22 protein-coding genes and 1 pseudogene are annotated in these 23,479 nt (G+C 59.7%); 4 read left to right on the plus strand and 19 right to left on the minus strand.

From position 1 onward, the window contains the following. Positions 1–10: 10 nt before the first annotated feature. The 11 genes from cvpA to ACA373_RS08440 all read right to left on the minus strand — a co-directional run bounded on the left by cvpA (position 11) and on the right by ACA373_RS08440 (position 11,676). On the minus strand, positions 11–496 hold the full coding sequence (gene cvpA, locus ACA373_RS08390) for a colicin V production protein (RefSeq protein ID WP_125288273.1): 486 nt from the start codon (positions 494–496) through the stop codon (positions 11–13). 337 nt (positions 497–833) lie between these two features. Beyond that, positions 834–1,553, minus strand: a complete 720-nt coding sequence (gene dedD, locus ACA373_RS08395) for a cell division protein DedD (RefSeq protein ID WP_253459733.1) — start codon at positions 1,551–1,553, stop codon at positions 834–836. Then, positions 1,543–2,802 (minus strand): bifunctional tetrahydrofolate synthase/dihydrofolate synthase, encoded by a 1,260-nt coding sequence (gene folC / locus ACA373_RS08400; protein WP_370734323.1) that lies wholly within the window; start codon positions 2,800–2,802, stop codon positions 1,543–1,545. The genes dedD and folC overlap by 11 nt, the downstream gene beginning before the upstream one ends. A 63-nt stretch (positions 2,803–2,865) precedes the next feature. Beyond that, positions 2,866–3,774: an acetyl-CoA carboxylase, carboxyltransferase subunit beta gene (accD, locus tag ACA373_RS08405; RefSeq protein ID WP_125288276.1), complete on the minus strand. Its 909-nt coding sequence runs from the start codon at positions 3,772–3,774 to the stop codon at positions 2,866–2,868. A gap of 280 nt (positions 3,775–4,054) precedes the next feature. Further along, complete coding sequence (locus ACA373_RS08410) at positions 4,055–4,717, minus strand: DedA family protein (protein ID WP_125288277.1); 663 nt, start codon at positions 4,715–4,717, stop codon at positions 4,055–4,057. Positions 4,718–4,734: 17 nt separating this feature from the next. Then, the gene (gene truA / locus ACA373_RS08415; protein ID WP_253459728.1) at positions 4,735–5,538 is read right to left on the minus strand and encodes a tRNA pseudouridine(38-40) synthase TruA; all 804 of its coding nucleotides are present in this window, start codon (positions 5,536–5,538) and stop codon (positions 4,735–4,737) included. Next, positions 5,538–6,548: an aspartate-semialdehyde dehydrogenase gene (locus ACA373_RS08420; RefSeq protein WP_301251943.1), complete on the minus strand. Its 1,011-nt coding sequence runs from the start codon at positions 6,546–6,548 to the stop codon at positions 5,538–5,540. Before ACA373_RS08420 ends, truA begins: the two co-directional genes overlap by 1 nt. A 120-nt stretch (positions 6,549–6,668) precedes the next feature. After that, a complete protein-coding gene (gene pdxB / locus ACA373_RS08425) occupies positions 6,669–7,805 on the minus strand; it encodes a 4-phosphoerythronate dehydrogenase PdxB (RefSeq protein WP_253459722.1) in 1,137 nt (378 codons plus the stop codon). 221 nt (positions 7,806–8,026) lie between these two features. Then, positions 8,027–8,470, minus strand: coding sequence for a hypothetical protein (locus ACA373_RS08430; protein ID WP_301251945.1), 444 nt, complete (start codon positions 8,468–8,470; stop codon positions 8,027–8,029). A gap of 80 nt (positions 8,471–8,550) precedes the next feature. Next, the gene (locus ACA373_RS08435) at positions 8,551–9,879 is read right to left on the minus strand and encodes a VOC family protein (protein ID WP_253459717.1); all 1,329 of its coding nucleotides are present in this window, start codon (positions 9,877–9,879) and stop codon (positions 8,551–8,553) included. A 372-nt stretch (positions 9,880–10,251) separates the two neighbouring features. Next, the gene (locus tag ACA373_RS08440; RefSeq protein ID WP_369896418.1) at positions 10,252–11,676 is read right to left on the minus strand and encodes an amino acid permease; all 1,425 of its coding nucleotides are present in this window, start codon (positions 11,674–11,676) and stop codon (positions 10,252–10,254) included. Positions 11,677–11,979: 303 nt separating this feature from the next. Between ACA373_RS08440 and ACA373_RS08445 the strand changes: the two genes are divergently transcribed. Both ACA373_RS08445 and flk read left to right on the plus strand, forming a co-directional pair. Further along, positions 11,980–12,882 carry a DMT family transporter gene (locus tag ACA373_RS08445; protein ID WP_253459710.1) on the plus strand — a complete coding sequence of 301 codons (903 nt, stop codon included), beginning with the start codon at positions 11,980–11,982 and terminating at the stop codon, positions 12,880–12,882. Between the two features lie 116 nt (positions 12,883–12,998). After that, on the plus strand, positions 12,999–14,018 hold the full coding sequence (gene flk, locus ACA373_RS08450; RefSeq protein ID WP_370734324.1) for a flagella biosynthesis regulator Flk: 1,020 nt from the start codon (positions 12,999–13,001) through the stop codon (positions 14,016–14,018). Between the two features lie 2 nt (positions 14,019–14,020). Here the strand turns inward: flk and ACA373_RS08455 are convergent, their stop codons facing one another. Then, positions 14,021–14,470, minus strand: a complete 450-nt coding sequence (locus tag ACA373_RS08455; protein WP_301251948.1) for a rhodanese-like domain-containing protein — start codon at positions 14,468–14,470, stop codon at positions 14,021–14,023. 87 nt (positions 14,471–14,557) lie between these two features. Here ACA373_RS08455 and ACA373_RS08460 point away from each other — a divergent pair, with 87 nt between their 5' ends. Beyond that, on the plus strand, positions 14,558–15,994 hold the full coding sequence (locus ACA373_RS08460) for a PLP-dependent aminotransferase family protein (RefSeq protein WP_370734325.1): 1,437 nt from the start codon (positions 14,558–14,560) through the stop codon (positions 15,992–15,994). Here the strand turns inward: ACA373_RS08460 and ACA373_RS08465 are convergent. Next, positions 15,954–16,058: pseudogene (locus tag ACA373_RS08465) on the minus strand (hypothetical protein); the annotation flags it as partial. The gene ACA373_RS08460 and the pseudogene ACA373_RS08465 overlap by 41 nt on opposite strands. Before the next feature lie 232 nt (positions 16,059–16,290). Beyond that, positions 16,291–17,511, minus strand: a complete 1,221-nt coding sequence (gene fabB / locus ACA373_RS08470; RefSeq protein WP_125288293.1) for a beta-ketoacyl-ACP synthase I — start codon at positions 17,509–17,511, stop codon at positions 16,291–16,293. Between the two features lie 157 nt (positions 17,512–17,668). Here fabB and mnmC point away from each other — a divergent pair, with 157 nt between their 5' ends. Further along, on the plus strand, positions 17,669–19,678 hold the full coding sequence (mnmC, locus tag ACA373_RS08475) for a bifunctional tRNA (5-methylaminomethyl-2-thiouridine)(34)-methyltransferase MnmD/FAD-dependent 5-carboxymethylaminomethyl-2-thiouridine(34) oxidoreductase MnmC (RefSeq protein WP_301251952.1): 2,010 nt from the start codon (positions 17,669–17,671) through the stop codon (positions 19,676–19,678). 165 nt (positions 19,679–19,843) lie between these two features. Here mnmC and ACA373_RS08480 read toward each other — a convergent pair whose 3' ends face one another. Genes ACA373_RS08480 through aroC form a run of 5 tightly spaced genes read right to left on the minus strand, consistent with a single transcriptional unit; the run spans position 19,844 to position 23,468 of the window. Further along, positions 19,844–20,125, minus strand: a complete 282-nt coding sequence (locus tag ACA373_RS08480; protein WP_125288295.1) for a YfcL family protein — start codon at positions 20,123–20,125, stop codon at positions 19,844–19,846. 24 nt (positions 20,126–20,149) lie between these two features. Further along, positions 20,150–20,692 carry an elongation factor P hydroxylase gene (locus tag ACA373_RS08485; RefSeq protein WP_301251954.1) on the minus strand — a complete coding sequence of 181 codons (543 nt, stop codon included), beginning with the start codon at positions 20,690–20,692 and terminating at the stop codon, positions 20,150–20,152. A 50-nt stretch (positions 20,693–20,742) separates the two neighbouring features. Next, positions 20,743–21,546 carry a sulfite exporter TauE/SafE family protein gene (locus ACA373_RS08490; protein WP_301730514.1) on the minus strand — a complete coding sequence of 268 codons (804 nt, stop codon included), beginning with the start codon at positions 21,544–21,546 and terminating at the stop codon, positions 20,743–20,745. 9 nt (positions 21,547–21,555) lie between these two features. After that, complete coding sequence (gene mepA, locus ACA373_RS08495) at positions 21,556–22,377, minus strand: penicillin-insensitive murein endopeptidase (RefSeq protein ID WP_370734326.1); 822 nt, start codon at positions 22,375–22,377, stop codon at positions 21,556–21,558. A gap of 5 nt (positions 22,378–22,382) precedes the next feature. Next, entirely contained in the window at positions 22,383–23,468 is a 1,086-nt protein-coding gene (aroC, locus tag ACA373_RS08500; RefSeq protein WP_301730516.1) for a chorismate synthase, read from the minus strand. Between the last annotated feature and the right edge of the window lie 11 nt (positions 23,469–23,479).

Raw genomic sequence — 23,479 nt, forward strand, 5'->3', positions numbered from 1 at the left:
CCCGGCTCAATTACCGGGGTAAAAAACTCGACGTGCTTTTCAGGTAGTCAAAAAACCACCTGATTATATAGCTAAACTGGGGAATCAGCTGGGACTGCTGCCAGTCCGGGCTTTTGGAAAAGCCGGTGAAGGTATCAAGGAAAAACAGCATGGCCGACACAATCAGTACGCCGCGTAATGCCCCGAAACAGACTCCCAGCACCCTGTCGGTTCCCGACAGGCCGGTTTTTTCAACCAGCGAGCCAATCACATAGTTGACTATCGCGCCGACAATCAGCGTGGCGATAAACAATGCCGCGATGGCGATTCCATTTCGAACCAGTTCGTCTTCAAAACCTGTGAACCAGACAGCAAGGAAGGAGTAATAATGACTGGCGACAAAAAATGCGCAACCCCAGGTGACGAGCGAAAGTGCTTCCCGAACGAACCCGCGGATCAGGCTGACAAGAGCCGAAAAACCAATAACCGCAATAATGACGTAATCTATCCAGACCATGAACTCTTCCAGCGACTGTGCCTCTGATCAGGCTGCATCCCTCTGCTGTCTGCCGCGTCGGCACGGGCAGCACAGGGACACAACCTGAGTTCGGGGCGAATTCTAACAGAAAAAGAAAACGTTTGCGTAGCTTTTCCTTAACCGTCCTGATGAAAACCGGGCGTGAAAAAAACCAGCGCAAAACCTGCAGAGATAACGGGAAAACAGGCTGGCCGACTCGTCCCGGCAACTGTTTGATTTACTTTGTTTTACGGGCTGCCGCCTCGCCTGAAACGGCACAACGACAGCCCGATTTCAGCGCCTGAAAGGCGCCGTCTCTTGCTGCGATAGCAACAATCTAACGTGCGCTATAAGGCTTTACCACGCCGCTCAGTCCGGAGATGCCTTTCAGCTCGCCCACGGCGGCCTGCATCTTCGCTTTTGAAGCGTCCGGCCCGACATAAACGCGGGTAATCTGGCCCTGCACCGGCGTTGACGGCACCGTAAAGGCGCGATAGCCGGAAAGGCGCAGCGAGGCGACGATTTCGTTAACCTTAGCGGCGTTCTTCAGCGCCCCCAGCTGCACGACCCACGCCTGACCTGCCGGCGCGCTCTCCTGCTGTACGGGCTTCGGCTCCGGTTTCGGTTCCGGTTTGGTTTCCGGCTTCGCTACCGGCTTAGGTTCCGCCTTCGGCTTCTCTACGGGTTTTGGCTGCGCTTTGGGTTTTTCGACCGGTTTTTCCGTCACAACATGACTTACCGGCGGCGGCGACACCACGGTCGGCTGGTTGCCCGCCTGCGGCGCGGTAGAGCCGCTTTCAGCCTGCGAGGTATTTTCATTGGTCTGGCCCGCTATCGCCGTGCCCGCGCCTTCCGGCGGCTGGGCTGGCAGCGACTGCGTGACCGGCGGCACCATCTCCGTTTCCTGCTGATCGCCAGGTTTAGGCACCAGCGGGATCGCGGCGAACTCTTCTTTATAGTGCTTTTTCTTACCGTCCAGCAGGCCCGGCAGCACGATAACGCCCAGCGCCACGATGATCACCGTTCCGACCAAACGATTTTGAAACTTACTTGCCACTGCCACTCTCCGTTTCCATCGTTTCCATTACCTGCGCTACGGTGTGGAAAGAACCGCACACCAGCACGATATCCTGCGGCCCGGCCTGCCGCCGCGCCTGGTCAAACGCCGCCGCCACGCTGGCACAGGCCTGCGCGCCCGGCAAATGCGCCAGCAGCTGCTCCGCGCTTGCGCCTCGCGGCCCTGCCAGCGGCGCGCAGTACCAGTAGTCGACCTGCGGCGCCAGGCAGGCCAGCGTCCCGGCGATATCTTTGTCGTGCAGCATGCCGACCACCGCATGGACCTTTCCGGCTTTCGGCAGCTCGCCCAGGCGTTCGGCCAGGTAGCCAGCCGCATGAGGATTATGCGCGACATCCAGAATAATGCGCGGCGATTGTGCAACGGTCTGAAAACGACCGGGCAAAATCGCTTTGTCCAGCTCGTAAAGCGTGGCGTCATCAACTTTTAACGATGATGCGCGCAGCGCGGCCAGCGCGGTGGCGGCATTCGGCAGCGGCACCTGCGGCATCGGCAGGCCGTTCAGCGTGCCCTGCGCGTCGGTAAAGCTCCAGTCGTGCCCGCCAACGCGGTAAGACCAGTCGCGACCACGCTTCAATAACTGCGCGCCCAGCTCATCGGCCACTTCGCCAATGGTATGCGGCATATCAGGTTCGCCAACGATAGCAGGCTTGCCGCCACGAAAGACGCCCGCTTTTTCGCGGCCAATGCTTTCACGATCCGGGCCAAGCCAGTCGGTATGATCGAGCGCGATGCTGGTGATTACCGATACGTCGGCATCCACGATATTGGTCGCGTCCAGGCGGCCACCCAGCCCCACTTCCAGGATCACCACATCAAGCTGCGCACGCTTAAACAGCCAGAGCGCGGAAAGCGTACCGTACTCGAAATAGGTCAGCGAAATGTCGCCGCGCCCTTTTTCAATATCGGCAAATGAGGCGGTATGCTCCGCTTCGGCCAGCTCAAGCCCCTGAATGCGCACGCGTTCGGTATAGCGCACCAGGTGCGGCGAGCTGTAGACGCCGACGCGATAGCCGGCGGCCATCAGCAGCGTTTCCAGCGTCCGGCAGGTGGTGCCTTTGCCGTTGGTGCCGGCGACGGTAAAAACAAACGGAGCAGGTTTAAGAAGGTCAAGCCGTGCGGCGACGCGCTGAACGCGCGCCAGCCCGAGTTCGATAGCCTGAGAATGCAGATTCTCAAGATAATGAAGCCACGTGGCCAGAGGCGACGTGGCTTGAGGAAGAGTATCCATGTATCCCGTTCACAAGTTACGGTTCATTGGTGAAAGGGCGACGCGCGCCCTTTCGGACATCGGTCAGGCTTCAGGGCTTTGTGGCGCCTCTTCCACCTCTGGCACGCGCTCTTCCTGCGGCGCCGGCAGATTCATCATCTTCGCCAGCACGGAGGCGAGCTTAAAGCGCATCACCGGACGGCGCACGATCATGTCGATAGCGCCCTTCTCGATTAAAAATTCGCTGCGCTGGAAGCCCGGCGGCAGTTTTTCACGCACGGTCTGTTCGATCACGCGTGGGCCGGCAAAGCCGATCAGCGCTTTAGGCTCGGCGATGTTCAGATCGCCCAGCATGGCGAAGCTGGCGGAAACGCCGCCCATGGTCGGATCGGTCAGCACGGAGATATAAGGCAGACCGCGCGCCTGCATTTTCGCCAGCGCGGCGCTGGTTTTCGCCATCTGCATCAGCGACATCAGCGCTTCCTGCATACGGGCGCCGCCGGAGGCGGAGAAGCAGATCAGCGGGCAGTTGTCTTCCAGCGCCTGCTCAACGGCACGCACAAAGCGAGCGCCAACCACGGAGCCCATTGAGCCGCCCATAAAGGAGAACTCAAACGCGGCCGTCACAACCGGCATGCCGTGCAGCGTGCCTTTCATCACAATCAGCGCGTCTTTCTCGCCGGTGTCTTTCTGCGCCGCGGCCAGACGATCCTTGTATTTTTTGGAATCCCGGAACTTGAGCACATCTTTCGGCTCCAGCTCGCTGCCCAGTTCGGTCATCGAACCTTCGTCCAGCAGGCTGTGCAGACGGTCACGTCCGTGCATACGCATATGGTGATCGCATTTCGGGCAAACTTCCAGATTGCGTTCCAGCTCGGCACGGTAGAGAACCTGGCCGCAGCTGTCGCATTTGGTCCAGACGCCTTCCGGAATGCTGGCTTTGCGCGATGGGGTGATTGTGCTCTTGTTGAGAATTCTTTCAATCCAGCTCATTGATGACCTGTTATGTTGTTTATTGTGCTAAATCAGATACTTAACACAGATTATCGCCTGAGAATTAGGCGGTATTACATCATAAAACCGTTTTGCGCGCTACCAATTCGTCAACGGCCCGCGTTTCCCTTTTGCACCACCGCGCACGGGCGGGCCGGGCTGTTTATTTATCATGCCGCGAAGCGGTCAGCAACGACCATGAAAACGTATTTTATGAGCAAAAGCATCAGGAAGGAACTCGTCCGCCGCCGCTGCCGGCGGACGGACGATAACAGAGAGGCTATTGCGGCTTCTGCTGACGCGCCGCGCGGCGATGACGTAACACTTCCACCACGCCTGGCAGAACCGAAACCAGAATAATAGCGACGATCAGATAGTGCAGATTTTGCTGGATAGCAGGCAGGTTGCCGAAGAAGTAGCCGGCATAAGAGAACAGCACCACCCAAAGAATACCGCCCGCCACGTTGAACAGCGCAAAATGGCGATAGGACATTTTGCCCATACCGGCGACGAACGGCGCAAATGTGCGGACTATCGGCACAAAGCGCGCCAGGATAATCGTTTTGCCGCCGTGACGCTCATAGAACTGATGCGTTTTATCCAGGTAGCTGCGGCGGAAAACTTTTGAGTTCGGATTGCTGAACAGCTTATTGCCGAACAGGCGTCCGATGGTGTAATTCACCGCATCGCCGACAATCGCCGCCACGCAAAGCAGCAGCGCCATCACGTGCACGTTCAGCGCGCTGTCCGGGATAGCCGCCAGCGCACCCGCCACAAACAGCAGCGAATCGCCGGGCAGGAAAGGCGTAACCACCAGCCCCGTCTCGCAAAACAGAATCAAAAACAAAATGGCATAAATCCAGACGCCATACTGTGCAACCATCGCCTGCAGATGCACATCAATGTGCAAAATAAAGTCGATGACGGTGTGAATCACTTCCATACAGGTTCCTTAATGCGTTAATCCTCGAGGAATAGCGGCCCCATCGGCGGACGGGGTAAATCATAACGTTCCGGGTAATCGACCGCGACCAGATAAAGCCCTTCGGCCCGCGCCGTTGCCGCCGCCAGCGTGCGATCTTTCGCCGCCAGCAGCTCGGCCATCCAGCTTTCCTGCTGATTTCCACAGCCTATTTCCATCAGGCTACCGACAATGTTGCGCACCATATGGTGCACAAAAGCGTTGGCTTTGATATCCACCACCACGTAAGCCCCGTGACGGCTGACATTAAGGTGTATGACGTTGCGCCAGGGCGTGCGTGACTGGCACTGCACCGCGCGAAAAGAGGTAAAGTCGTTTTCGCCCAGCAGCGCCTGCCCTGCCCGCTGCATTTTTTCCACATCCAGCGGATGGTAAAAATGCGTTACGCCGCCGTGCAAAATCGCCGGACGCAGACGACGGTTATAGATGACGTAACGATAGCGCCGCGCCGTGGCGCTGAAGCGGGCGTGAAAATCGTCCGCAACCGGCTTCACCCAGCGCACGGCGATATCGTCCGGCAGGTTGGCGTTGACGCCCAGCGTCCAGGCGGCATCTTTACGCAGCGAGGTGGTTTCAAAATGCACCACCTGGCCAGTACCGTGCACGCCCGCATCGGTTCGGCCTGCGCAGAACACCACCACCGGATGATCGGCCACCTTAGAGAGCGCTTTTTCCAGCTTCTCCTGCACGCTTCTGACTTCCTGCTGCCGCTGCCAGCCGTAATAGCGGCTGCCGTCATACTCAATGCCCAGCGCCAGTTTGTACGTTTGCGGCGCCGACATTACCAGAAGTACTCCTGTACCAGTTTCTCAGCGGTTTTCACCGCCATCAGCGCGCCGCCAAAGCGTACGTTGTCCGCTACCGACCAGAATTGCAGCAGCTCCGGGATGCCGTAATCGTTGCGCACGCAGCCCAGGCTGAGCAGTGCGCTGCCCGATGCGTCGCCGACCTGCGTCGGATAGTCGTTTTCATCGGAAAGCGCGATATCTTCCGCCTGCATCAGCGCTTCGCGCGCCTCTTCCGCCGACATCGGGCGCAGGTTTTCCACGTGCACAATTTGCGCGTTGCCGTAAAAAACCGGCGCCTGAACGGTGGTGACCGAAATCGGCAGCCCTTCATCCTGCAGCACTTTACGCACCTGATCGATCAGGCGGCGCTCCTGCAGCACGCTGCCTTCGGCGTCCGGCAGCAGCGGCAGCATGTTGAAAGCCAGCTGGCGACCGAAGAAGTTCTCTTCCGCCGGCATCCCGTTCAGCAGCCGCGCGCTTTCGCCCGCCAGCGAGTCCACGGCGGCCTTGCCGTGTGCCGAAGCGGCAATCAGGCTGGTCACCTGCAAACGGCCCAGGCCCGCCTGATCCACCAGCGGTTTGATCGCGCAGAGCAGCTGGCTGGTGACGCTGTCGGCCACGCTGATGATATTGCGGTTGCGGTAGTCGGCCAGCACCTGCGGGTTCACGTCCGGCACCACCAGCGGCACGTCCGGCTCCAGCGCGAAAAGATCGCTGCTGTCGATCACCAGGCAGCCCGCGCTCGCGGCTTCTTCGGCATAGCGCGCCGAGGCTTCGCGACCGGCGGCGAAAAAGGCCAGCTGCACCTGCGACCAGTCGAACTCGCTGGCGTTGTTAACCAGCAGCGTTCTGCCTTCAAAACGCAGGTTTTCGCCCGCGCTGCGTTCGCTCGCCAGCAGATACAGCTCACCAACCGGGAACTGACGCTCGGCCAGTAATTCCAGTACTGCTCCCCCTACTGCGCCTGTCGCGCCCAGTAGCGCAATATTCCAGCCGTCAGACATGTTGGTTTACTCCAGATAATGTACATAAAAAACAGAGGGCGGTGACGACACCGCCCGACGATTCAGAATTTTTCGTAGCGGGCGTCGCGCCCTTACGTGGGGGCGCGCCGCCTGAAATTTTTAGCAATCGGCCTGCCAGTACGCGCTGAAACCCAGCGCCGACAGCAGCGTCGCGGTGCTTTCGCTATTGCACTGCACGCGCAGCGAAGACCATTCGCGACGTTCCAGATAATTTTTACGCAGGCGATCGAATTCACCCGGTACGGCCGCCACTTTTCGCAGCGGCGCGTCGTCGCGGCGCACATCATACACCAGATGCACCAGTCTTTTCAGCGTCGGCTGATCCAGCTCGCCGCGCAGCGTGATCTGACCAAACTCCGGCGCGGGCAGCAGGGTTTCCAGCGCCACCTGCTGCGGGTTGCCTAAAAACTGCGTCCAGGCTTCAAATACCTGGGTGGTGCCGCGCGCTTTCCCTTCCAGGGTGTAGCCCGCGATATGGGCGGTGGCGATATCCACTTTTTCCAGCAGCGGCAGGGAAAGCTCCGGCTCCGGCTCCCACACGTCCAGCACCACGCTGAGATCGCGGCGCGTTTCCAGCACCTTCAGCAGCGCCTGATTGTCCACTACCGGCCCACGGCAGGCGTTGATCAGAATAGCGTTGGGTTTCAGCGCCCGCAGCAGCGCCTCGTCGGCCAGATGCAGCGTTTTGTAGGCGCCCTGCTTAAACAGCGGCGTGTGGAAGGTCAGGATATCGGCTTCCGCCACCAGCTGTGAAAGCGGCAGGAAGTCCCCTTCGTCGCCTCGATCGGCACGCGGAGGATCGCAAAGCAAAGTGCGGATCCCCAGCGCGGCAAGACGAGCCTGCAGGCGCCCGCCGACGTTGCCGACGCCGACAATGCCGACGGTGCGATCTTTCAGCGCGAAGCCGTCGCGTTCCGCCAGCAACAGCAGCGCAGAGAAAACGTATTCCACCACGGCGATGGCGTTACAGCCCGGTGCCGCCGAAAAAGCGATCCCCTGTTGTTGCAGAAAAGCCTCATCAATATGATCGGTGCCCGCCGTGGCCGTGCCGACAAATTTTACCGGCTTGCCGTTTAACAGCTCCGCATTGACTTTGGTCACGGAGCGCACCATCAGGCCGTCGGCGTCATCCAGCTCGGCCTGCGGGACGGGACGGCCGGGAACGGCCACTACATCGCCCGTGCGGCTAAACAGTTCGCGCGCATAGGGCATGTTTTCATCAACGAGAATTTTCACAATCGGGGTTCCTGCTCGGTAACAGTGAGGGACGTTATTCTGCCATAAAGCCGGGAAAGGGATAAGCCCGTGGTGCGGCGAGCCAATAAGCCGCCCTATTTAAAGATCATTTTTGCATAAGGGTTTTTGCGACAGGCCGCCAGCCGCTGGTAAAATGCCAGGCTAACACGTAAGTCCGTAACGGCCAGCGTTAAATGATTGAGTCCTTGAAGCATTATCGGCTACTGATTGATGCGTGTAATCAGCACGCGGGTGTTGTGACAGGCTTTGTCCTGACACACTTCGCTAAACCACAGCTGGCCGCTGTCGCCCACCATTACGCCCTGATCCCTGGCGAACAGATCTTCATATTTCTGCGCGATAATGACGCGGCTTAAATCGGGCGTGAATACGCTGCCGTAGTGCTTCTTTAACATTGCCGCAGTGCGATAGGTTTTCGCTTTCCCTTTTAAACCGACCTCAAGCGGATAAGCAATCATCGTCGCCACTTTGGCTTTGTCTTTTGCCGCCACCGCCTGTTGCAGTTCGCCAAGAAAATCCTGGTATTTCTGATGGGAGCCAAACAGAAAATCCAGACGCTGATCCACTTCCTGCGTGGTGGCTGCATAAACGTTCCCCATGCCGAGAAACAGGGATAGCAGCAGAATAGCCAGCCGGGTATACATAAAATTCTCCTTGAAAAGCGGCCTGTGCGCCGCGCTAACTTTAGGCTTAAGTCGGCAGCCACGTCAAAGACAGAGCGCGGTCAAGGGCGATCGAAAATGGCCGCCAGCGACGCCTCTTCCAGCTGTTGATACAGCGAAAACTCGTCGATAACCGCGCAGCCCAGCGCCTGCTCAAAGGCCAACTGATTGGGATGGCCCTTGCCCGCTGCTCCCCTTTCGCTGCCCAGGTTCGACTGGAAAATGCCCGCGGCGCTGACCGGCAGAAAATCTTCATAAACCACTGGCCTGGCCTCTATGGTGCCGTCGTCGATCAGGCTTTGCAGCTGCTCACGGCTGGCCTGCTCCGGCAGCGTCGCGCCCGCCGACAGCCGATAGCTAAAATAGCCCAGCTTCTGCCGACGCAGCTCGTGCATATCATCCGGGAAAGCGGCAAAGTTCGCGGCCAGCCCGGCGGCTTTATCCCCCGCCGTCGGCTGTTGCAAAAGCCGATCGTAAAGCGCACGGCCTGCGGGCGTCAGCGCCAGCCCGCGCTGCTCGATTTCACCAAAGCGCGCGGTGTGCCTGCCCTCGCTGTTGTCGGTAAAGGTGATTTTTTCGCTCAGCGCCTTAAAGCTGGTCTGACGCAGCAGAATGGGCACGCGACGCGGCGGCGGCCCTTCAATGCTCTCTTTCGGCACGATCTGATAAGCGGGCATCTGCCGCTGCACGGCGTCAATATCCAGCGTGCGCGGCGTAAGGTGGTTAATGTGCGGCCCTTTAAAAGAAACCACGTCCGCAATCAGGCGGTGCTGATCCAGCAGCGACTGATAAGTTGCCCCGTCCACCTGCGCTTCGCTGTGCCACTGAAAGGTTTTCAGCGCTTCGGCGACAAACTCATCCGCCTGTGCGGCGGTTAAGCCTTGCTGAGCATGGCCGATCTCAAGCAGTTCCAGCAGACGCGGCGTAAAGATATTCCGCTGGTCGAGGATCTGGCTCACCTTCTGCTTCAGTCCGTCATCATCGATCAGCTCCAGGCGCAGCAGCGAGGTAAACACGCGGAAAGGATTATATTGCAGCGAACGCGCGTCGACGGGGCGGAAAGCGGTAGCGTGCACCGGCACGCCTGCCGCAGAAAGATCGTAATAGCTGACCGGATACATGCCCATTACCGCAAACAGTCGGCGCATGGTCGCCAGCTCCTGCGCTTTGCCAAGGCGGATAGCGCCGTGCCGTTCAACGGCCAGCCGGTTCAGCTCCGGCGCGCTGTCGGCGTCCGCAAAGGTCTCGGGATGGGCCTGCAAATAGCGGGCGTTCACCTCTTTCACTAACTGCAACAGCGTGCGGTACTGCGGCACTTCCTGCTGGTACATCAGCGACATCGCTTTGGAAAAGGCGTCGCGGATCGCATCGGGTGAACTAAACCGGGTCATAGTCTGGCCTTATGATAGAGGGCGCCTAAACAGCGAAAGCCTTTCTTCAAGCATAGCGCCCGGCGGCCGGTTATTCGCCCTGTTTTTCGCCTGTTTGCGCAGCGGGCCGGCAGCTAGTCCGCAGCCAGCTTGCAGCCATTAAAAAAGCCATTCGCAGGAATGGCTCAGACTGCTGACAAAGCCAGAGGGTTCGTGCGGCCTGGATTTTTTGCCGCGAAACGGCAGCTTCACAGCAGCAGAGGCTGAACGGCCAGCCGTTCGCGCATGGATGCGCGAAACGAGCCCCCGTGGACGAGTTGTTCCGGCCTCCGCTGCTTTTCACCGGCCTGAACGCGACTTGATGACAGAGGATGATTTTGTCAGCAACCTCCGTTAACGCATCGTTTGCACCGCGCGAGGCTGCATTTTGCCGCTGCCGATTTTTTGCGTCTGCGCCGTGCGCCTGCGCGTGACAATAAAACTCAGCATCAGCACGATAGCGGCCACGGCGGCGGTCATCAGCGTTTCATAACGATAATCGGGCGAAATAAACATATAGCCCAATACCACCAGAATAATGCCGATGGTAAACAGCGTCAGCCACGGAAACAGCCACATCTTAAATTCCGGCGTCCGGCCGCTGCGTTCCAGCCTGCGGCGCATAATCAGCTGGGAAACGGCGATAACCAGATAGACCAGCAGCGCGATGGCGCCGGTGGTGGAAAGCAGAAAGTCGAAAACCCTGCCGGGAAAAGCGTAGTTAGCGAAACAGCCTGCAAAACCGGCCAGCGTTGAGCTGAGTACGGCAACGCGGGGCACGCCGCCGGCGGAAATTCGCGCGCCGGCCCGCGGCGCATCACCACGCTGCGCCAGCGAGTAAAACATGCGGGAGGCGGTATACAGCCCGGAGTTCATGCAGCTGCATACGGCGATAAACACTACCGAGCTGACCAGGATACCCGCGCCCGGCAGATGCAGCACGTTCAGCGCGTATTGAAAGGTTCCCTGTTCTTTCAGTTGTGGATCGTTCCAGGCGACCAGCGACACCACCAGGAAAATCGACAGCAGATAGAACAAGGCAATACGGTAAACCACCAGGTTAGTCGAGCGCCGAATCTGCTGCCCCGGATCCTTTGTCTCGGCGGCGGCAATGGTCACGATTTCCGCGCCAAAGAAGGAGAAGATGGTGATCAGCACGCCGGAAAGCACCGCGCCGCCGCCGTGTGGCATAAAGCCGCCGCTATCCCACAGGCGCGACACGCCGCTGACGTGTGCCAGAGGCCAGTAGCCCGCGACCGCCGCGATGCCCACCGCGATAAAAGCCAGGATAGCCACCACTTTAATCAGGGAAAACCAGAATTCGAACTCGCCGAAGTTTTTCACGTTGAAAAGATTGGTGCAGGTCAGCAGAGTCATAATAGAGAGTGTGTAAACCCAGGCGGGCACGGCGGGTAAAGCGGTATGAAGGATGTTCGCGCCGGCTATCGCCTCCACCGGGATCACCAGCACCCAGAACCACCAGTAGAGCCAGCCGATGGTAAAGCCTGCCCAGGGGCCAAGCGCCCGTGAAGCGTAGGTGGAAAAGGAGCCGGAATCAGGCTGCATAACCGCCATTTCTCCCAGCATTCTCATCACCAGCAGCACCAAAAAACCCGTTAATATATAAGAAATTAAGATAGCCGGCCCTGCGGTGGCAATGGCGCTGGCAGAGCCGATAAACAGACCGGCGCCGATAATCCCGGCGATGGAAATCATGGTGACCTGGCGACTGGATAACCCATCGCCCAGCGTGGATGGCGGTTTTGCTGAATAACTCATCGTAATTCCTGCCTTAGCGTAGTGGACGTTAGCGCTTAGCTCGTGCAAATTCCTTTTTTCAGTTTTGCCGTCATAAAACTGTCATTTCCTGAATTAATTCTGGACGTTGCCGAAAAAGGAGTAAAAGGCTTCAGGCCGTTTTGCCATAGCCTTTTCTTATTTCCGCCTGGAGGGTTTTACGCAGTGACGCTTTACTATGCAGAGAAGAGGCAAGAGAAAAATCAGGCAGCGGTAATAAAGGTTATTTATTTGTAGCCGCAGACGGGTACACTCTCGGCTCTTATTACTGATTCAGGCTCGACAATGAATTTTCTTTATCCTTTGATGGCGGTGTTGATCTGGTCGTTTAACGCCATCGTCAGCAAAGTCTCGGCAAACGTTATCGATCCTGCCGCTATTTCCTTTTATCGCTGGCTGATAGCGCTGGTGGCGCTGACGCCCTTCGTGCTGCCTGCGGTATGGCGCAACCGGACGCAGGTCAGGCAGCAGTGGTGGCGGCTGCTGACGCTGGGTCTGCTCGGCATGGTGCTTTATCAAAGCCTTGCCTACTATGCCGCGCACAGCGTCAGCGCGCTTTCGATGGGTATTCTGGTTTCGCTGATCCCTCTGCTGACCGTGCTGATCAGCATTGTGCTGCTGAAAGTGGCGCCCACGCTGGGCATTCTTATCGGCAGCGTGCTCTCTTTTGGCGGGCTGGTGTGGCTGATTAGCCAGGGCAGTCCCGAACGGCTGCTGACGCAGGGCATGGGCACGGGCGAGCTGATGCTGTTTGCCGCTTCCACCTCTTACGCGCTGTATGGCGTGCTGACCCGTCGCTGGGCGATCCCGCTGCCAAACTGGCAAAGCCTGTACGTGCAGATTGTGTTTGGCGTCATACTGCTGCTGCCGGGCTTTTTACTGGCAAAAGATGTGGCGCTGAACGCGCATAACCTGCCGCTGGTGCTGTTTGCCGCGCTTCCGGCTTCTATTCTTGCGCCGTTTTTATGGATCCAGGGCGTGATGCGCATGGGTGCCAGCACCGCCTCGATTTTTATGAATCTGACGCCTGTCTTTACAGCAGTTATCGCCGTGCTTTTTCTGCATGAAAAGCTGCACAGCTATCACTTTATCGGCGGCGGCGTCACGTTATGCGGCGTGATCCTGGCGCAGCGGCTGCGTACGCCGCTGCGGATCGGCAAAACAGCGCGCGCGACGGCGGATCCCTGAAAAATAATCCGCCGCGCGGCGCGCCGCTACTACCTATCGCGTAACGGGATTGTTATCATAGCCAATCCCCCTTTTTTCCGGCGCTTTCCGGACAGTGTTGAGTTAAGGATTTTGCCATGCAACCTCTTAATGGCCCAGGCGCGCCATTACCCGGCGAACGAGCGACGGTCGCTGATACCGGCCGAACCGGACCGGGCGATCAGCCGCTGACCCCTGCTCAGCGCACCACGCTGGAAAGGCTGATTGTCAAAATCATGTCGCTCAGTTCGCTAAAGGCCCCGGAGCTATGGGCCGGACTGCGTCATGAAGTGGGCGTGAAGAACGATGCCGGGCTGCTGGCGCGTCATTTTCCGGCGGCGGAGCAGTTTCTTAATACGCGGCTTGCGCAGGTGCAGAACACGCACGCCACCCGACAGCTGTTTCAGCAGCTGAGCGATTTGCTGCCTGCGGGCAATAATCGCCAGGCGGTGAGCGATTTTATCCGGCAGCAGTTTGGTCATACGGTGCTCAGCTCGCTGAATCCCGATCAGCTGCGACAGGTGCTGACCATGCTGCAAAATGGCCAGATGGCGATCCCGCAGCCGCAGCAGAACCGCGTCACCGATCGCTCGCTGCTGCCTGCGGAGCACCACGCGCTCAATCAGCAGGTCGCTCGCCTGGCTGCCGTTACCGGCGAACAGCCGGTGAAGCTGTGGACTTCCGTGCTGAAGGTGGTCAACCTGCACAGCGGCGATCCCATTCCTTCACGCCTGTTCCCGCTGCTGACCCAGTATCTTCAGGTTAGCCAGACGCTGAGCCAGCAGCCTGCCCCGACGCTGCATACGCTTCTCGCCTCGCTGAAGGTGCCTTCCGATCATGCAGAGCAGCGCATGCTGGAGGAGGCCAGCCAGCAGCGCTTCCAGCTGCCGCCGCAGGCGATCCTTACCGCAGCCCAGGCGCAGGATTTGATGAATCTGCTGTTTGCGCGGCGGGCCGAACGGCTGAAGGAGATGCCGCTGGCCGACAGCGAGATCCATCCGCAGCCGATTATTTCCGGCTACGTGCCGCCGGTGCTAAGGCCGATGGCGACGCGTCCGGCCGTAACCGCTTTTGCCGCGCTGGTGCTGTTTATTTTTCTGCTGTGGCTGTTCCTTTAGGCTTAACAGCCGCACGCCTGTAAATCCTGTTGCGGCCAGCTGCCCGCTTCTTCTCCTTGCGCGACCGGATGACGGTCGCGCAGCCAGAAATCCAGCCCGCCAATCAGCTCTTTAACCCGCAGTCCCGCCGACGCCAGTTTCCATGCGCCTTTGGTCGAGCCGTTGCAGCCAATGCCGTCGCAGTAGGTCACGTAAACTTTGCTGCTGTCCAGCGCCGCCAGCGTTTCTGCGCTCATGGTGCGGTGAGGAAAGCTTATCGCGCCGGGAATATGCGCGGCCTGATACTGCTCTGCCGCACGGGTATCGATCACCACGATATCGGTAATGCCGTTGGCGAGATCCTGCGCCAGATCCCAGGCATCGCTGTAGTAAGCCAGCTTTTCGCGTAGCCATGCTTCGCTGCGTGCGGCGTCAGGCGGTGGAAATTGTAAAACGGCGGACAGGGTCATCATGTGTACTCCTTTGCTTAAGGTCTGCCTGATGATAGGGTAAAACGGCCTTAAAAAGGATACCCATTTTAATCAGGTGATAAGACCATTATGCCGCTGACCAACGTGCCCTTAATCCAGCTGTTCGCCTCGCAGCAGGCCCGCACCCGACGGGACAGGCTATGCGCCGCCTTGCGTCAGCTCATCACCGACGGCACGCTGCGGCAAGGCGAGCGGCTACCCTCTTCCCGGCTGCTTGCCGTCGATCTGTCGCTGTCCCGAGTGACGGTGGAAGCGGCCTATGCGCAGCTGGAAAGCGAAGGCTGCCTGCTGCGGCACAGCGGCAAAGGCACTTTCGTCGCCGCCGATCTGCCGGCGCCGCGACGCCCCACGCCAGCGTCATCGACAGCGGCTGCCGCGCTCTCGTCACGCGGCAGCAACATTGTCGCCTCTGGCGGCTGCGACGATCCGCTTTTTCCCCAGGCTTTTGCCGCCGGTTCGCCGGATCTGCGGGCTTTTCCTCATGCTATCTGGCGGCGGCTGGTGGCGCAGCGGCTGCGCCATACGCCGGAAAAAATGATGGGCTATGGCGCGCCGCAGGGGCTGGCTGAACTGCGTGAAGCGGTGGCGCGTTATCTTGCCCAGGCGCGCGGCGTGCGCTGCGATGCCGGACAAATTATCATCCTGACCAGCTCTCAGCAGGCGTTGCAGATGCTGGCGATGCTGCTGTGCGATCCGGGCGATGCCGTCTGGCTGGAAGAGCCGGGCTATCGCGGCGCTTATCATGCTTTCAACAGCGCGGGCGCGACCATCGGCACGCTGGAGCTGGACGACGAGGGCGCAAAAATACCCGACCGGCCAGCGGCGAAGCTGATCTACCTGACCCCATCCCATCAGTATCCCACCGGCGCGACCATGAGCCTGACGCGTCGTCTGGCCTGGCTGGCGTACGCGCGCGCCCACGGTAGCTGGCTGATTGAGGATGACTACGACAGCGAATTTTATTACGGCGCACAGCCTGCGCCCGCGCTTCAGGGGCTGGATAAGGCCGGGCGCGTGCTCTACCTCGGCACCTTTTCCAAAACGCTGTTCCCTTCCCTGCGGCTGGCTTATCTGGCGGTGCCGCCCGCGCTGGTTGACGCCTGCTGCCGGATGCGCAGCGTGATGGACGGACACAGCGCGCAGCTGATGCAGGCGGTGACGGCGGATTTTCTCGATCGCGGCCATTTTCAGGCGCATCTGCGGCTGATGCGCAAACTTTACGGCAGCCGCCGCGAACTGCTGCTGACAGAGCTGGCGACAAAGCTGGGAGACAGGCTGCATCCGCTGAGCCACCAGCATGGGCTACAGCTGACGGCCACGCTGCCGGACGGCGGCGAAGAAAAATTAACGCGTCAGGCTTTGCAGGCAGGCCTGGTGCTGCCGCGCCTGTCGCCCCTGTATCAGGGAGATGCGCAGCAGGAAGGCTGGCTGCTGGGTTTTTCCGCCCTGGCGCCAGCAGAAATTGTCAGCGCGGTGGAGAAGCTGGCTCGTGTTTTTGCAGGCTAACGGCTTCCGCTTTCTCACGCGTTTTCTGACTGACGCGGCCTTCGCCATTCAGCCCGCGCGAAACGGTGGATGTCCCTGCGCCCTCAGCCGGGCGATATGCCTGATGGTCATCCGGCTATCAACGCTTCTGTGATTACAGCGGAGTGGGAAGGTTAACGTATTTGACGCTAACGCCTGGCCTTACGGCATGGCTGCTAACCTTTGTCCCTGGCGAGGCTTATCTTATACATCGGCATACTGCGGCCATAAAAAAAGGATGCCCTTGCGGAGCATCCTTTTTTGAAATTGCTTACTGATTACAGCTTGCGCATCACCAGCGTGGCGTTGGTGCCGCCGAAGCCGAAGCTGTTGGACATCACGGTAGTCAGCTGCTGCTCGGTTGGTTTGGTCACGATGTTCAGACCTTCCGCCGCCGGATCCAGCTCTTCAATGTTGATGCTTGGCGCGATAAAGCCGTGCTCCAGCATCAGCAGCGAGTAAATAGCTTCCTGCACGCCCGCCGCACCCAGAGAGTGGCCGGTCATGGCTTTGGTGGCCGACATCGCCGGCGTGTTGTCGCCGAAGACTTCGCGGATGGCGCCCAGCTCTTTCACATCGCCTACCGGCGTAGAGGTGCCGTGCGTGTTCAGATAGTCAATCGGCGTATCCAGGCCGTGCATAGCCAGACGCATACAGCGTGCTGCGCCCTCGCCTGATGGCGCTACCATGTCTGCGCCGTCGGAGGTGGCGCCGTAGCCAACCACTTCTGCGTAGATGTGCGCGCCGCGAGCCAGCGCGTGCTCCAGCTCTTCCACAACAACCATGCCGCCGCCGCCTGCGATAACAAAGCCGTCGCGGCTGTTGTCATAGGTACGGGACGCTTTTTCCGGCGTTTCGTTATATTTGGTGGACAGCGCGCCCATCGCATCGAACTCGCAGGACATTTCCCAGCACAGCTCTTCGCCGCCGCCTGCAAATACCACATCCTGTTTGCCCAGCTGGATCTGCTCAACGGCGTTGCCGATGCAGTGTGCCGAGGTCGCGCAGGCGGAGCTGATAGAGTAGTTTACGCCGTGGATTTTGAATGGGGTCGCCAGGCAAGCGGAAACGCCGGACGCCATCGCTTTGGTCACCATATAAGGGCCGACGCCGCGCAGGCCTTTGGCGCGCATTCCGTCAACGCTGGCTACCTGGTTGATCGGCGAGCCGCCGCCGGAACCGGCCACCAGACCCACGCGCGGGTTGTTCTGGTATTGTTCAACGGTCAAACCGGAATCTTTTACCGCTTCCAGCATAGAAATATAGGCATAAATGGACGCATCACTCATAAAACGCAGGGTTTTGCGATCGATGAGGCTGGAGATTTCGTCTTTATCGAGTTTGACGTTGCCCCAGACGTGACTACGCATACCGGAATCTTTCAGCTCCTGAGAGAAGGTAATGCCGGAGCGGCCTTCACGCAGGGATGCAAGGACTTCCTGTTGGTTATTACCAATGCTGGAAACGATACCCAGGCCAGTAATCACTGCACGTTTCATTCAATACCTCGTTAACTACTTATATTAGGATTCGACACGCACTTTAGCGTACAGTTGTAAGCCGAACAAGTCCAACCAGCGCCTGATTTTTGTAAATTTGCGTAGGCGTACCCCCAGAGTTACAATCGCCGCACCGCGAGATAACTGAGCTTTTGCCGTGAACAGCGCCCCAATAGAGTATGCAGAACTAAGCTGGAATGAACAGGGTACACCTGTATCCCGAACCTTTGGCGACGTCTATTTTTCCGACGCAAACGGCCTGGAGGAAACGCGTCACGTGTTTCTTGGCGGCAACGGCTTGCCCGACCGTTTTGCGCACCATTCTCGCGACCTGTTTATCACGGCGGAAACCGGTTTTGGCACCGGCCTGAATTTTTTAACGCTCTGGCAGGCTTTCGAGCGCTTTTGCGCCGAGCAGCCGCAGGCTCGTTTGCAGCGCCTGCACTTTATCAGCTGTGAAAAGTATCCGCTCAGCGTCAACGATCTCGCCAGCGCGCATCAAAGCTGGCCTGAACTGGCAGCATACGCGCGCGCGCTGCGCGAACAGTGGCCAGCCGCCCTGCCCGGCTGTCACCGGCTGCTGCTGGCCGAGGGTCGCGTCACGCTCGATCTCTGGTTCGGCGATATTAACCAGCTGATCCCGACCTTCGATGACAGCCTCAATCATCAGGTCGACGCCTGGTTTCTGGATGGCTTTGCGCCGTCGAAAAATCCTGACATGTGGACGCCGGCACTGTTCGCCTGCATGGCGAAAATGGCGCGTCCCGGCGGCACGCTGGCCACCTTTACCTCGGCAGGCTTTGTGCGACGCGGATTGCAGGAGGCGGGTTTTACCGTCGGCAAGCGTAAAGGCTTCGGCCCCAAACGGGAAATGCTGGCGGGCGTGCTGGAGAACGCTATCGACGCGCCAGCCGAAGCGCCGTGGTATCACCGTCCGGCGGCGGAAGGCGACGACATTGCGGTAATCGGCGGCGGCGTGGCCAGCGCGCTGCTGGCGCTGGCGCTGCTGCGTCGCGGTAAAAAAGTCACGCTCTACAGCGCCGACGGCGAACCGGCCCGGGGCGCTTCCGGCAACCGCCAGGGCGCGCTTTATCCGCTGCTGAACCATCACGATCCGGCGCTGGCGCGCTTTTTTCCGGCCGCATTTACCTTTGCCCGTCGTGTTTACGATAGCCTGCCGGTCGCGTTCGATCACGAGTGGTGTGGCGTTACCCAGCTGGGCTGGGATGAAAAAAGCGCGGACAAAATCACTAAAATGCTGACCATGCAGCTGCCGGAAACCATCGCTCGCGGTGTGGACAGGCAGGAAGCCGAAGCGCTGTGCGGGGTGGAAACCGGCTTTGGCGGCATTACCTATCCGGCTGGCGGCTGGCTCTCACCCGCCCAGCTGACGCCTGCGCTGTTTGCGCTGGCGCAGCAGCAGGGGCTGATTACGAGCTGGCATCACAGGCTGACCGCACTGTCCGCAACACCGACGGGCTGGCAGCTCGATTTTGCCGATCGGCCCGCGCAGACTCACCGCAACGTGGTGCTGGCGACCGGCCACGCGCTGACCGCGCTGCCGCAGAGTGAAAAGCTGCCCGCCTATGCCGTCAGCGGCCAGGTCAGCCATATCCCGACTACGCCCGCGCTGGGCCAGCTTAAACAGGTTTTATGCTACGACGGCTATCTGACGCCGGTTAATCCGCATAATCAGCAGCACTGTATCGGCGCAAGCTATCATCGCGCCGACAGCGCTACCGCCTATCGCGAAGAAGATCAGCAGGAAAACCGCGAGCGGCTGCTCCGCTGTCTGCCGGAGGCGGAATGGCCTCGCGAAGTGGACGTTAGCGCAGGCAGCGCCCGCAACGGCGTGCGCTGCGCCACCCGCGATCATCTGCCGATGATTGGCCCGCTGCCGGACTATCAGCAAACGCTGGCGCAATACGCAGATCTGGCGCAAAACAAAGCCACGGCGCAGCCGGCGCCCCTCTGGCGCGGCCTGTTTGTGTTGGGCGCGTTAGGCTCCAGGGGATTATGCAGCGCGCCGCTGGCGGCAGAAGCGCTGGCGGCGGAGCTGTGCGGCGAACCGATCCCGCTGGACAGGCAGACGCTGGCGGCCACCCATCCTAATCGCTACTGGGTGCGCAAGCTGCTGAAAGGTAAAGCGGTGAAGGCGGCAGGCTAAAAGCCGCTGCCGCCCTGGAGGGCAGACAGGAAACCGGAGACGTCGCGTAGAGCAGACAGGAAATTGGGGATGCCGCCCAGGGCAGACTGGAAACCGGAGACGCCGGACGCATCAGGCCGCTAAAATCACGGCGGCCTTGCTTGTTGCCGACGGCGCCGTCAGGGATCAGGAGGGATGGCGCGCCTGCAGGAACAAATTATCCCACATGCCCAGCACCAGCGCCTGGTCGCGCGGCGAAAGCTCACCGGCGTGGATCGCCGTCTCCAGGCTGTTCAGCACCTGGATTTGCAGCGCTTCCGGCGTGTGCTCGCCCGACTGCTCAATTTCGGCCACGGCCAGCGTCAGATGCCCGCGCAGATAGCCGCTGGCGAACAGCTCGTCATCGCTGGCGCTCTCCACCATGTTATCGATCAGGGCCAGGATACGCGCTTCAAATTCATCAATCATACAATTCCTTATTTACCATGCTGGTCAGAGATCTTCCGGCCAGGGAAACTGCGCTGCGGTCAGCGGCGGCGTTGAGTAGTAGCGACCCAGTTCGGTGATAAAACGGGCTGGCCGTGACGGAATTCCCTTTTCCAGATGAGCCATTACCTGCGCGTGTACCTTGCGCTGGAACGCAATGCGATCCGGCTCGAAATCGCCATTGAGATTGTCACAACTTACGTTGAAGGGAAAGCCCGCCGCTACACAAAACAGCCATTCCAGCGCCTGCGGCTTGACCTCCACCGCTTCAAACTGGCCTTGCGTCATGGCGTCGCGGCCGTCGGGACAATACCAGTAGCCGAAATCCACCAGCTTGCGCCGCTCGGCTCCGGCGATACACCAGTGGGAGATTTCATGCAGCGCGCTGGCGTAATAGCCGTGGGCGAACACCACGCGGTGATAGCTGACTTCCTCATCGGCGGGCAGGTAGATGGGTTCGTCATCGCCCTTCACCAGGCGGGTCTGAAAATCGTCAAAAAAACAGCGGTCGAAAATCTCGATCAGCTGCGAATAGTCGTGAGTACGCATTGTTCTCTTCTGCAAAAATTTCACGTCTTGCGACGCGTCAACATTAAGATTCAGCTAAACAGATGGTGAAACCAGGCGGCGATCTCTGCGCCGTGGCTGTCGTAGAGCAGCTTAGCGCTCATGACAATGGAAACGGTGACCACCATCGGGCGGATCAGCTGCTGCCCCCGGCTCAGCACCAGCCGTGCGCCGAGCCGTGCGCCGCAAATGGCGCCGAGGAGCATAATCAGGCCGGTGCCCCACACCACTTTGCCGCCGAAAATAAAAAACAGCAGGCCGCCCAGGTTAGAGGTCAAATTCAGCACCTTGGCATGCGCGGTAGATTTCGCCAGGTTAAAACCGCAAAGCGTGACGAAGGCCAGCGCATAGAAGGAGCCAGCGCCCGGCCCGAAAAAGCCGTCATAAAAGCCGACGCAGCCGCCCGCCACCAGCGCAAACGGCAGGCCGTGCAGGCGACGATGGCGATCTTCTTCGCCGATCTTAGGCATCAGCAGAAAATAGAGGCCTATCGAGATAATCAGCAGCGGCAGCACCTGGCGCAGCAGCCCCGGCTGAATGTGTTGGATCAGCATCGCGCCGAGAATCGAGCCGATAAACGCCATCAGGATATTCAGCCGCTGCGCTTTAAGATCCACCGCCTTGCGCCGGATAAAATAGAGGCTGGCGGAAAAAGAGCCGCCGACGGACTGAAGCTTGTTGGTCGCCAGCGCCTGCGCCGGAGAAAGCCCGGCCGCCAGCAGCGCCGGAACAGTCAGCAGCCCGCCGCCGCCGGCGATAGAATCGATAAAAGCGGCCAGCACGGCGATGCAAAACAGTAGCCCAAGCAGCAGCGGGCTGACGGCAAACCATTCCATTTTTTCTTCCTAAAGCTGATGGTTATCCAGAAGCGCCTGACAGGAAGGCGGCAACGGCGGCGGCTCGCGTTTTATCGGCGCGCCGGAAGGTTTTGGCGGCGCGAACCAGCTTGCCAGCTCTGCGCCACAGCCATCCCCTGGCGGCGGCGCGGGCTGATCCTGGCACTCCAGGCTGTCCGTAGGACAGCGCAGGCGCACGTGCATATGCGCCCGATGGCCGAACCATGGGCGTACCTTGCGCAGCCAGTCGCGATCGCTGCCCGCATCGGCGCAGAGCTGTTTTTTAATCGCCGGATTCACAAAGATACGCGTGACGTCGTCATCTTTTGCCGCCAGCTTGATCAGGCTGTCGATCTGCGGCTGCCAGTGACGCGCCACCACGTTTTTCCCGTCTGCGGCCACCAGATCCAGCGGCTGCGGCTTCAGCAGCATTTGTGAACTCCAGCGCGCCTGCGGTAACTGCAACCAAATATCGACATCCAGCCCGGTCTGGTGGCTGGCATGGCCGCTGCTGAAGCGACCGCCCGCCGCCATGCCCATATCCCCAATCAGCACTTCGCCCAGCTGCAAATTATGCACCTGAGCGCCCAGCCGCTGAATAAACAGGATCAGATCGGGATGACCATAAAAGCGACGCTGGTCCTGACGCATCACCTGATAGGTCGGATCGTTAAGCGGCAGCGCCTGCGCGCCGACGATACAGCCGTTGGCGAAAGAGCCGATAGCGTGCGGCGCGCCGCTTATTGGCTGCCGGATCGATTGCCAGGGCGTAGCCGCCAGCGTGGAAGCGCTGAGCAGCAGGCCGCAAAGCGCGAACAGCGTCTTTTTCATGGTGATTACCAGCGTGGAATGTTCGTCTGCACGTCCGCATTCTGTCCGCGATGACGCAGTAAATGATCCATCAGCACGATCGCCATCATGGCTTCCGCGATCGGCACGGCGCGGATCCCTACGCAGGGATCGTGACGGCCTTTGGTGATCATTTCCGTTTCTTCGCCCGTGCGGGTAATGGTTTTGCCCGGCACGGTAATGCTGGACGTTGGCTTCATCGCCAGCGTCGCCAGGATCGGCTGGCCGCTGCTGATGCCGCCCAGAATGCCGCCCGCGTGGTTGCTCTGAAAGCCGTCCGCGCGAATTTCATCACGATGTTCGCTGCCGCGCTGGTTGACCACGGCAAAGCCGTCGCCGATTTCCACGCCTTTCACCGCGTTAATGCTCATCAGCGCATGCGCCAGATCCGCGTCCAGACGATCGAAAACCGGCTCGCCCAGGCCAACCGGCACGTTCTCCGCCATTACGGAGACTTTAGCGCCGATAGAATCGCCCTCTTTCTTCAGCGCGCGCATCAGCTCGTCCAGCGCCTCGATTTTTGACGGATCCGGGCAGAAGAACGGGTTCTGTTCCACCTGATCCCAGTCCTTCAGCTCGCAGGCCACGTCGCCAATCTGCGCCAGATAGCCGCGCACCTTCACGCCGTGCTTCAGGGCGAGGTATTTTTTGGCGATAGCGCCCGCCGCCACACGCATAGCGGTTTCACGCGCGGAAGAGCGCCCGCCGCCGCGATAGTCGCGCAGGCCGTACTTTTGTTCATAGGTATAGTCGGCGTGGCCGGGACGGAAGACGTCTTTGATGGCGCCGTAATCCTGCGAGCGCTGGTCGGTATTTTCAATCAGCAGGCCGATGCTGGTGCCGGTGGTGACGCCTTCAAACACGCCGGAGAGGATTTTGACCTGGTCCGGCTCGCGGCGCTGGGTGGTGTAGCGTGAGGTGCCGGGACGGCGGCGATCCAGATCGTGCTGCAAATCGGCTTCCGTCAGGGGGATGCCGGGCGGCACGCCGTCGACAATACAGCCCAGCGCCAGCCCGTGCGATTCACCAAAGGTGGTGACGCGGAAAACCTGTCCAATCGTATTACCAGCCATGAAGTCCTCTG

It is taken from the genome of Erwinia sp. STN24, from assembly GCF_041320675.1.
Taxonomy (GTDB): domain Bacteria; phylum Pseudomonadota; class Gammaproteobacteria; order Enterobacterales; family Enterobacteriaceae; genus Erwinia; species Erwinia aeris.

What these genes read in the sequence shown, in the direction of transcription:
- cvpA (WP_125288273.1), bottom strand. Translation starts at nt 496, where the DNA reads ATGGTCTGGATAGATTACGTCATTATTGCGGTTATTGGTTTTTCGGCT.
- folC (WP_370734323.1), bottom strand. Translation starts at nt 2,802, where the DNA reads ATGGATACTCTTCCTCAAGCCACGTCGCCTCTGGCCACGTGGCTTCAT.
- accD (WP_125288276.1), bottom strand. Translation starts at nt 3,774, where the DNA reads ATGAGCTGGATTGAAAGAATTCTCAACAAGAGCACAATCACCCCATCG.
- ACA373_RS08410 (WP_125288277.1), bottom strand. Translation starts at nt 4,717, where the DNA reads ATGGAAGTGATTCACACCGTCATCGACTTTATTTTGCACATTGATGTG.
- truA (WP_253459728.1), bottom strand. Translation starts at nt 5,538, where the DNA reads ATGTCGGCGCCGCAAACGTACAAACTGGCGCTGGGCATTGAGTATGAC.
- ACA373_RS08420 (WP_301251943.1), bottom strand. Translation starts at nt 6,548, where the DNA reads ATGTCTGACGGCTGGAATATTGCGCTACTGGGCGCGACAGGCGCAGTA.
- ACA373_RS08430 (WP_301251945.1), bottom strand. Translation starts at nt 8,470, where the DNA reads ATGTATACCCGGCTGGCTATTCTGCTGCTATCCCTGTTTCTCGGCATG.
- ACA373_RS08435 (WP_253459717.1), bottom strand. Translation starts at nt 9,879, where the DNA reads ATGACCCGGTTTAGTTCACCCGATGCGATCCGCGACGCCTTTTCCAAA.
- ACA373_RS08440 (WP_369896418.1), bottom strand. Translation starts at nt 11,676, where the DNA reads ATGAGTTATTCAGCAAAACCGCCATCCACGCTGGGCGATGGGTTATCC.
- ACA373_RS08445 (WP_253459710.1), top strand. Translation starts at nt 11,980, where the DNA reads ATGAATTTTCTTTATCCTTTGATGGCGGTGTTGATCTGGTCGTTTAAC.
- flk (WP_370734324.1), top strand. Translation starts at nt 12,999, where the DNA reads ATGCAACCTCTTAATGGCCCAGGCGCGCCATTACCCGGCGAACGAGCG.
- ACA373_RS08455 (WP_301251948.1), bottom strand. Translation starts at nt 14,470, where the DNA reads ATGATGACCCTGTCCGCCGTTTTACAATTTCCACCGCCTGACGCCGCA.
- ACA373_RS08460 (WP_370734325.1), top strand. Translation starts at nt 14,558, where the DNA reads ATGCCGCTGACCAACGTGCCCTTAATCCAGCTGTTCGCCTCGCAGCAG.
- fabB (WP_125288293.1), bottom strand. Translation starts at nt 17,511, where the DNA reads ATGAAACGTGCAGTGATTACTGGCCTGGGTATCGTTTCCAGCATTGGT.
- ACA373_RS08480 (WP_125288295.1), bottom strand. Translation starts at nt 20,125, where the DNA reads ATGATTGATGAATTTGAAGCGCGTATCCTGGCCCTGATCGATAACATG.
- ACA373_RS08485 (WP_301251954.1), bottom strand. Translation starts at nt 20,692, where the DNA reads ATGCGTACTCACGACTATTCGCAGCTGATCGAGATTTTCGACCGCTGT.
- ACA373_RS08490 (WP_301730514.1), bottom strand. Translation starts at nt 21,546, where the DNA reads ATGGAATGGTTTGCCGTCAGCCCGCTGCTGCTTGGGCTACTGTTTTGC.
- mepA (WP_370734326.1), bottom strand. Translation starts at nt 22,377, where the DNA reads ATGAAAAAGACGCTGTTCGCGCTTTGCGGCCTGCTGCTCAGCGCTTCC.
- aroC (WP_301730516.1), bottom strand. Translation starts at nt 23,468, where the DNA reads ATGGCTGGTAATACGATTGGACAGGTTTTCCGCGTCACCACCTTTGGT.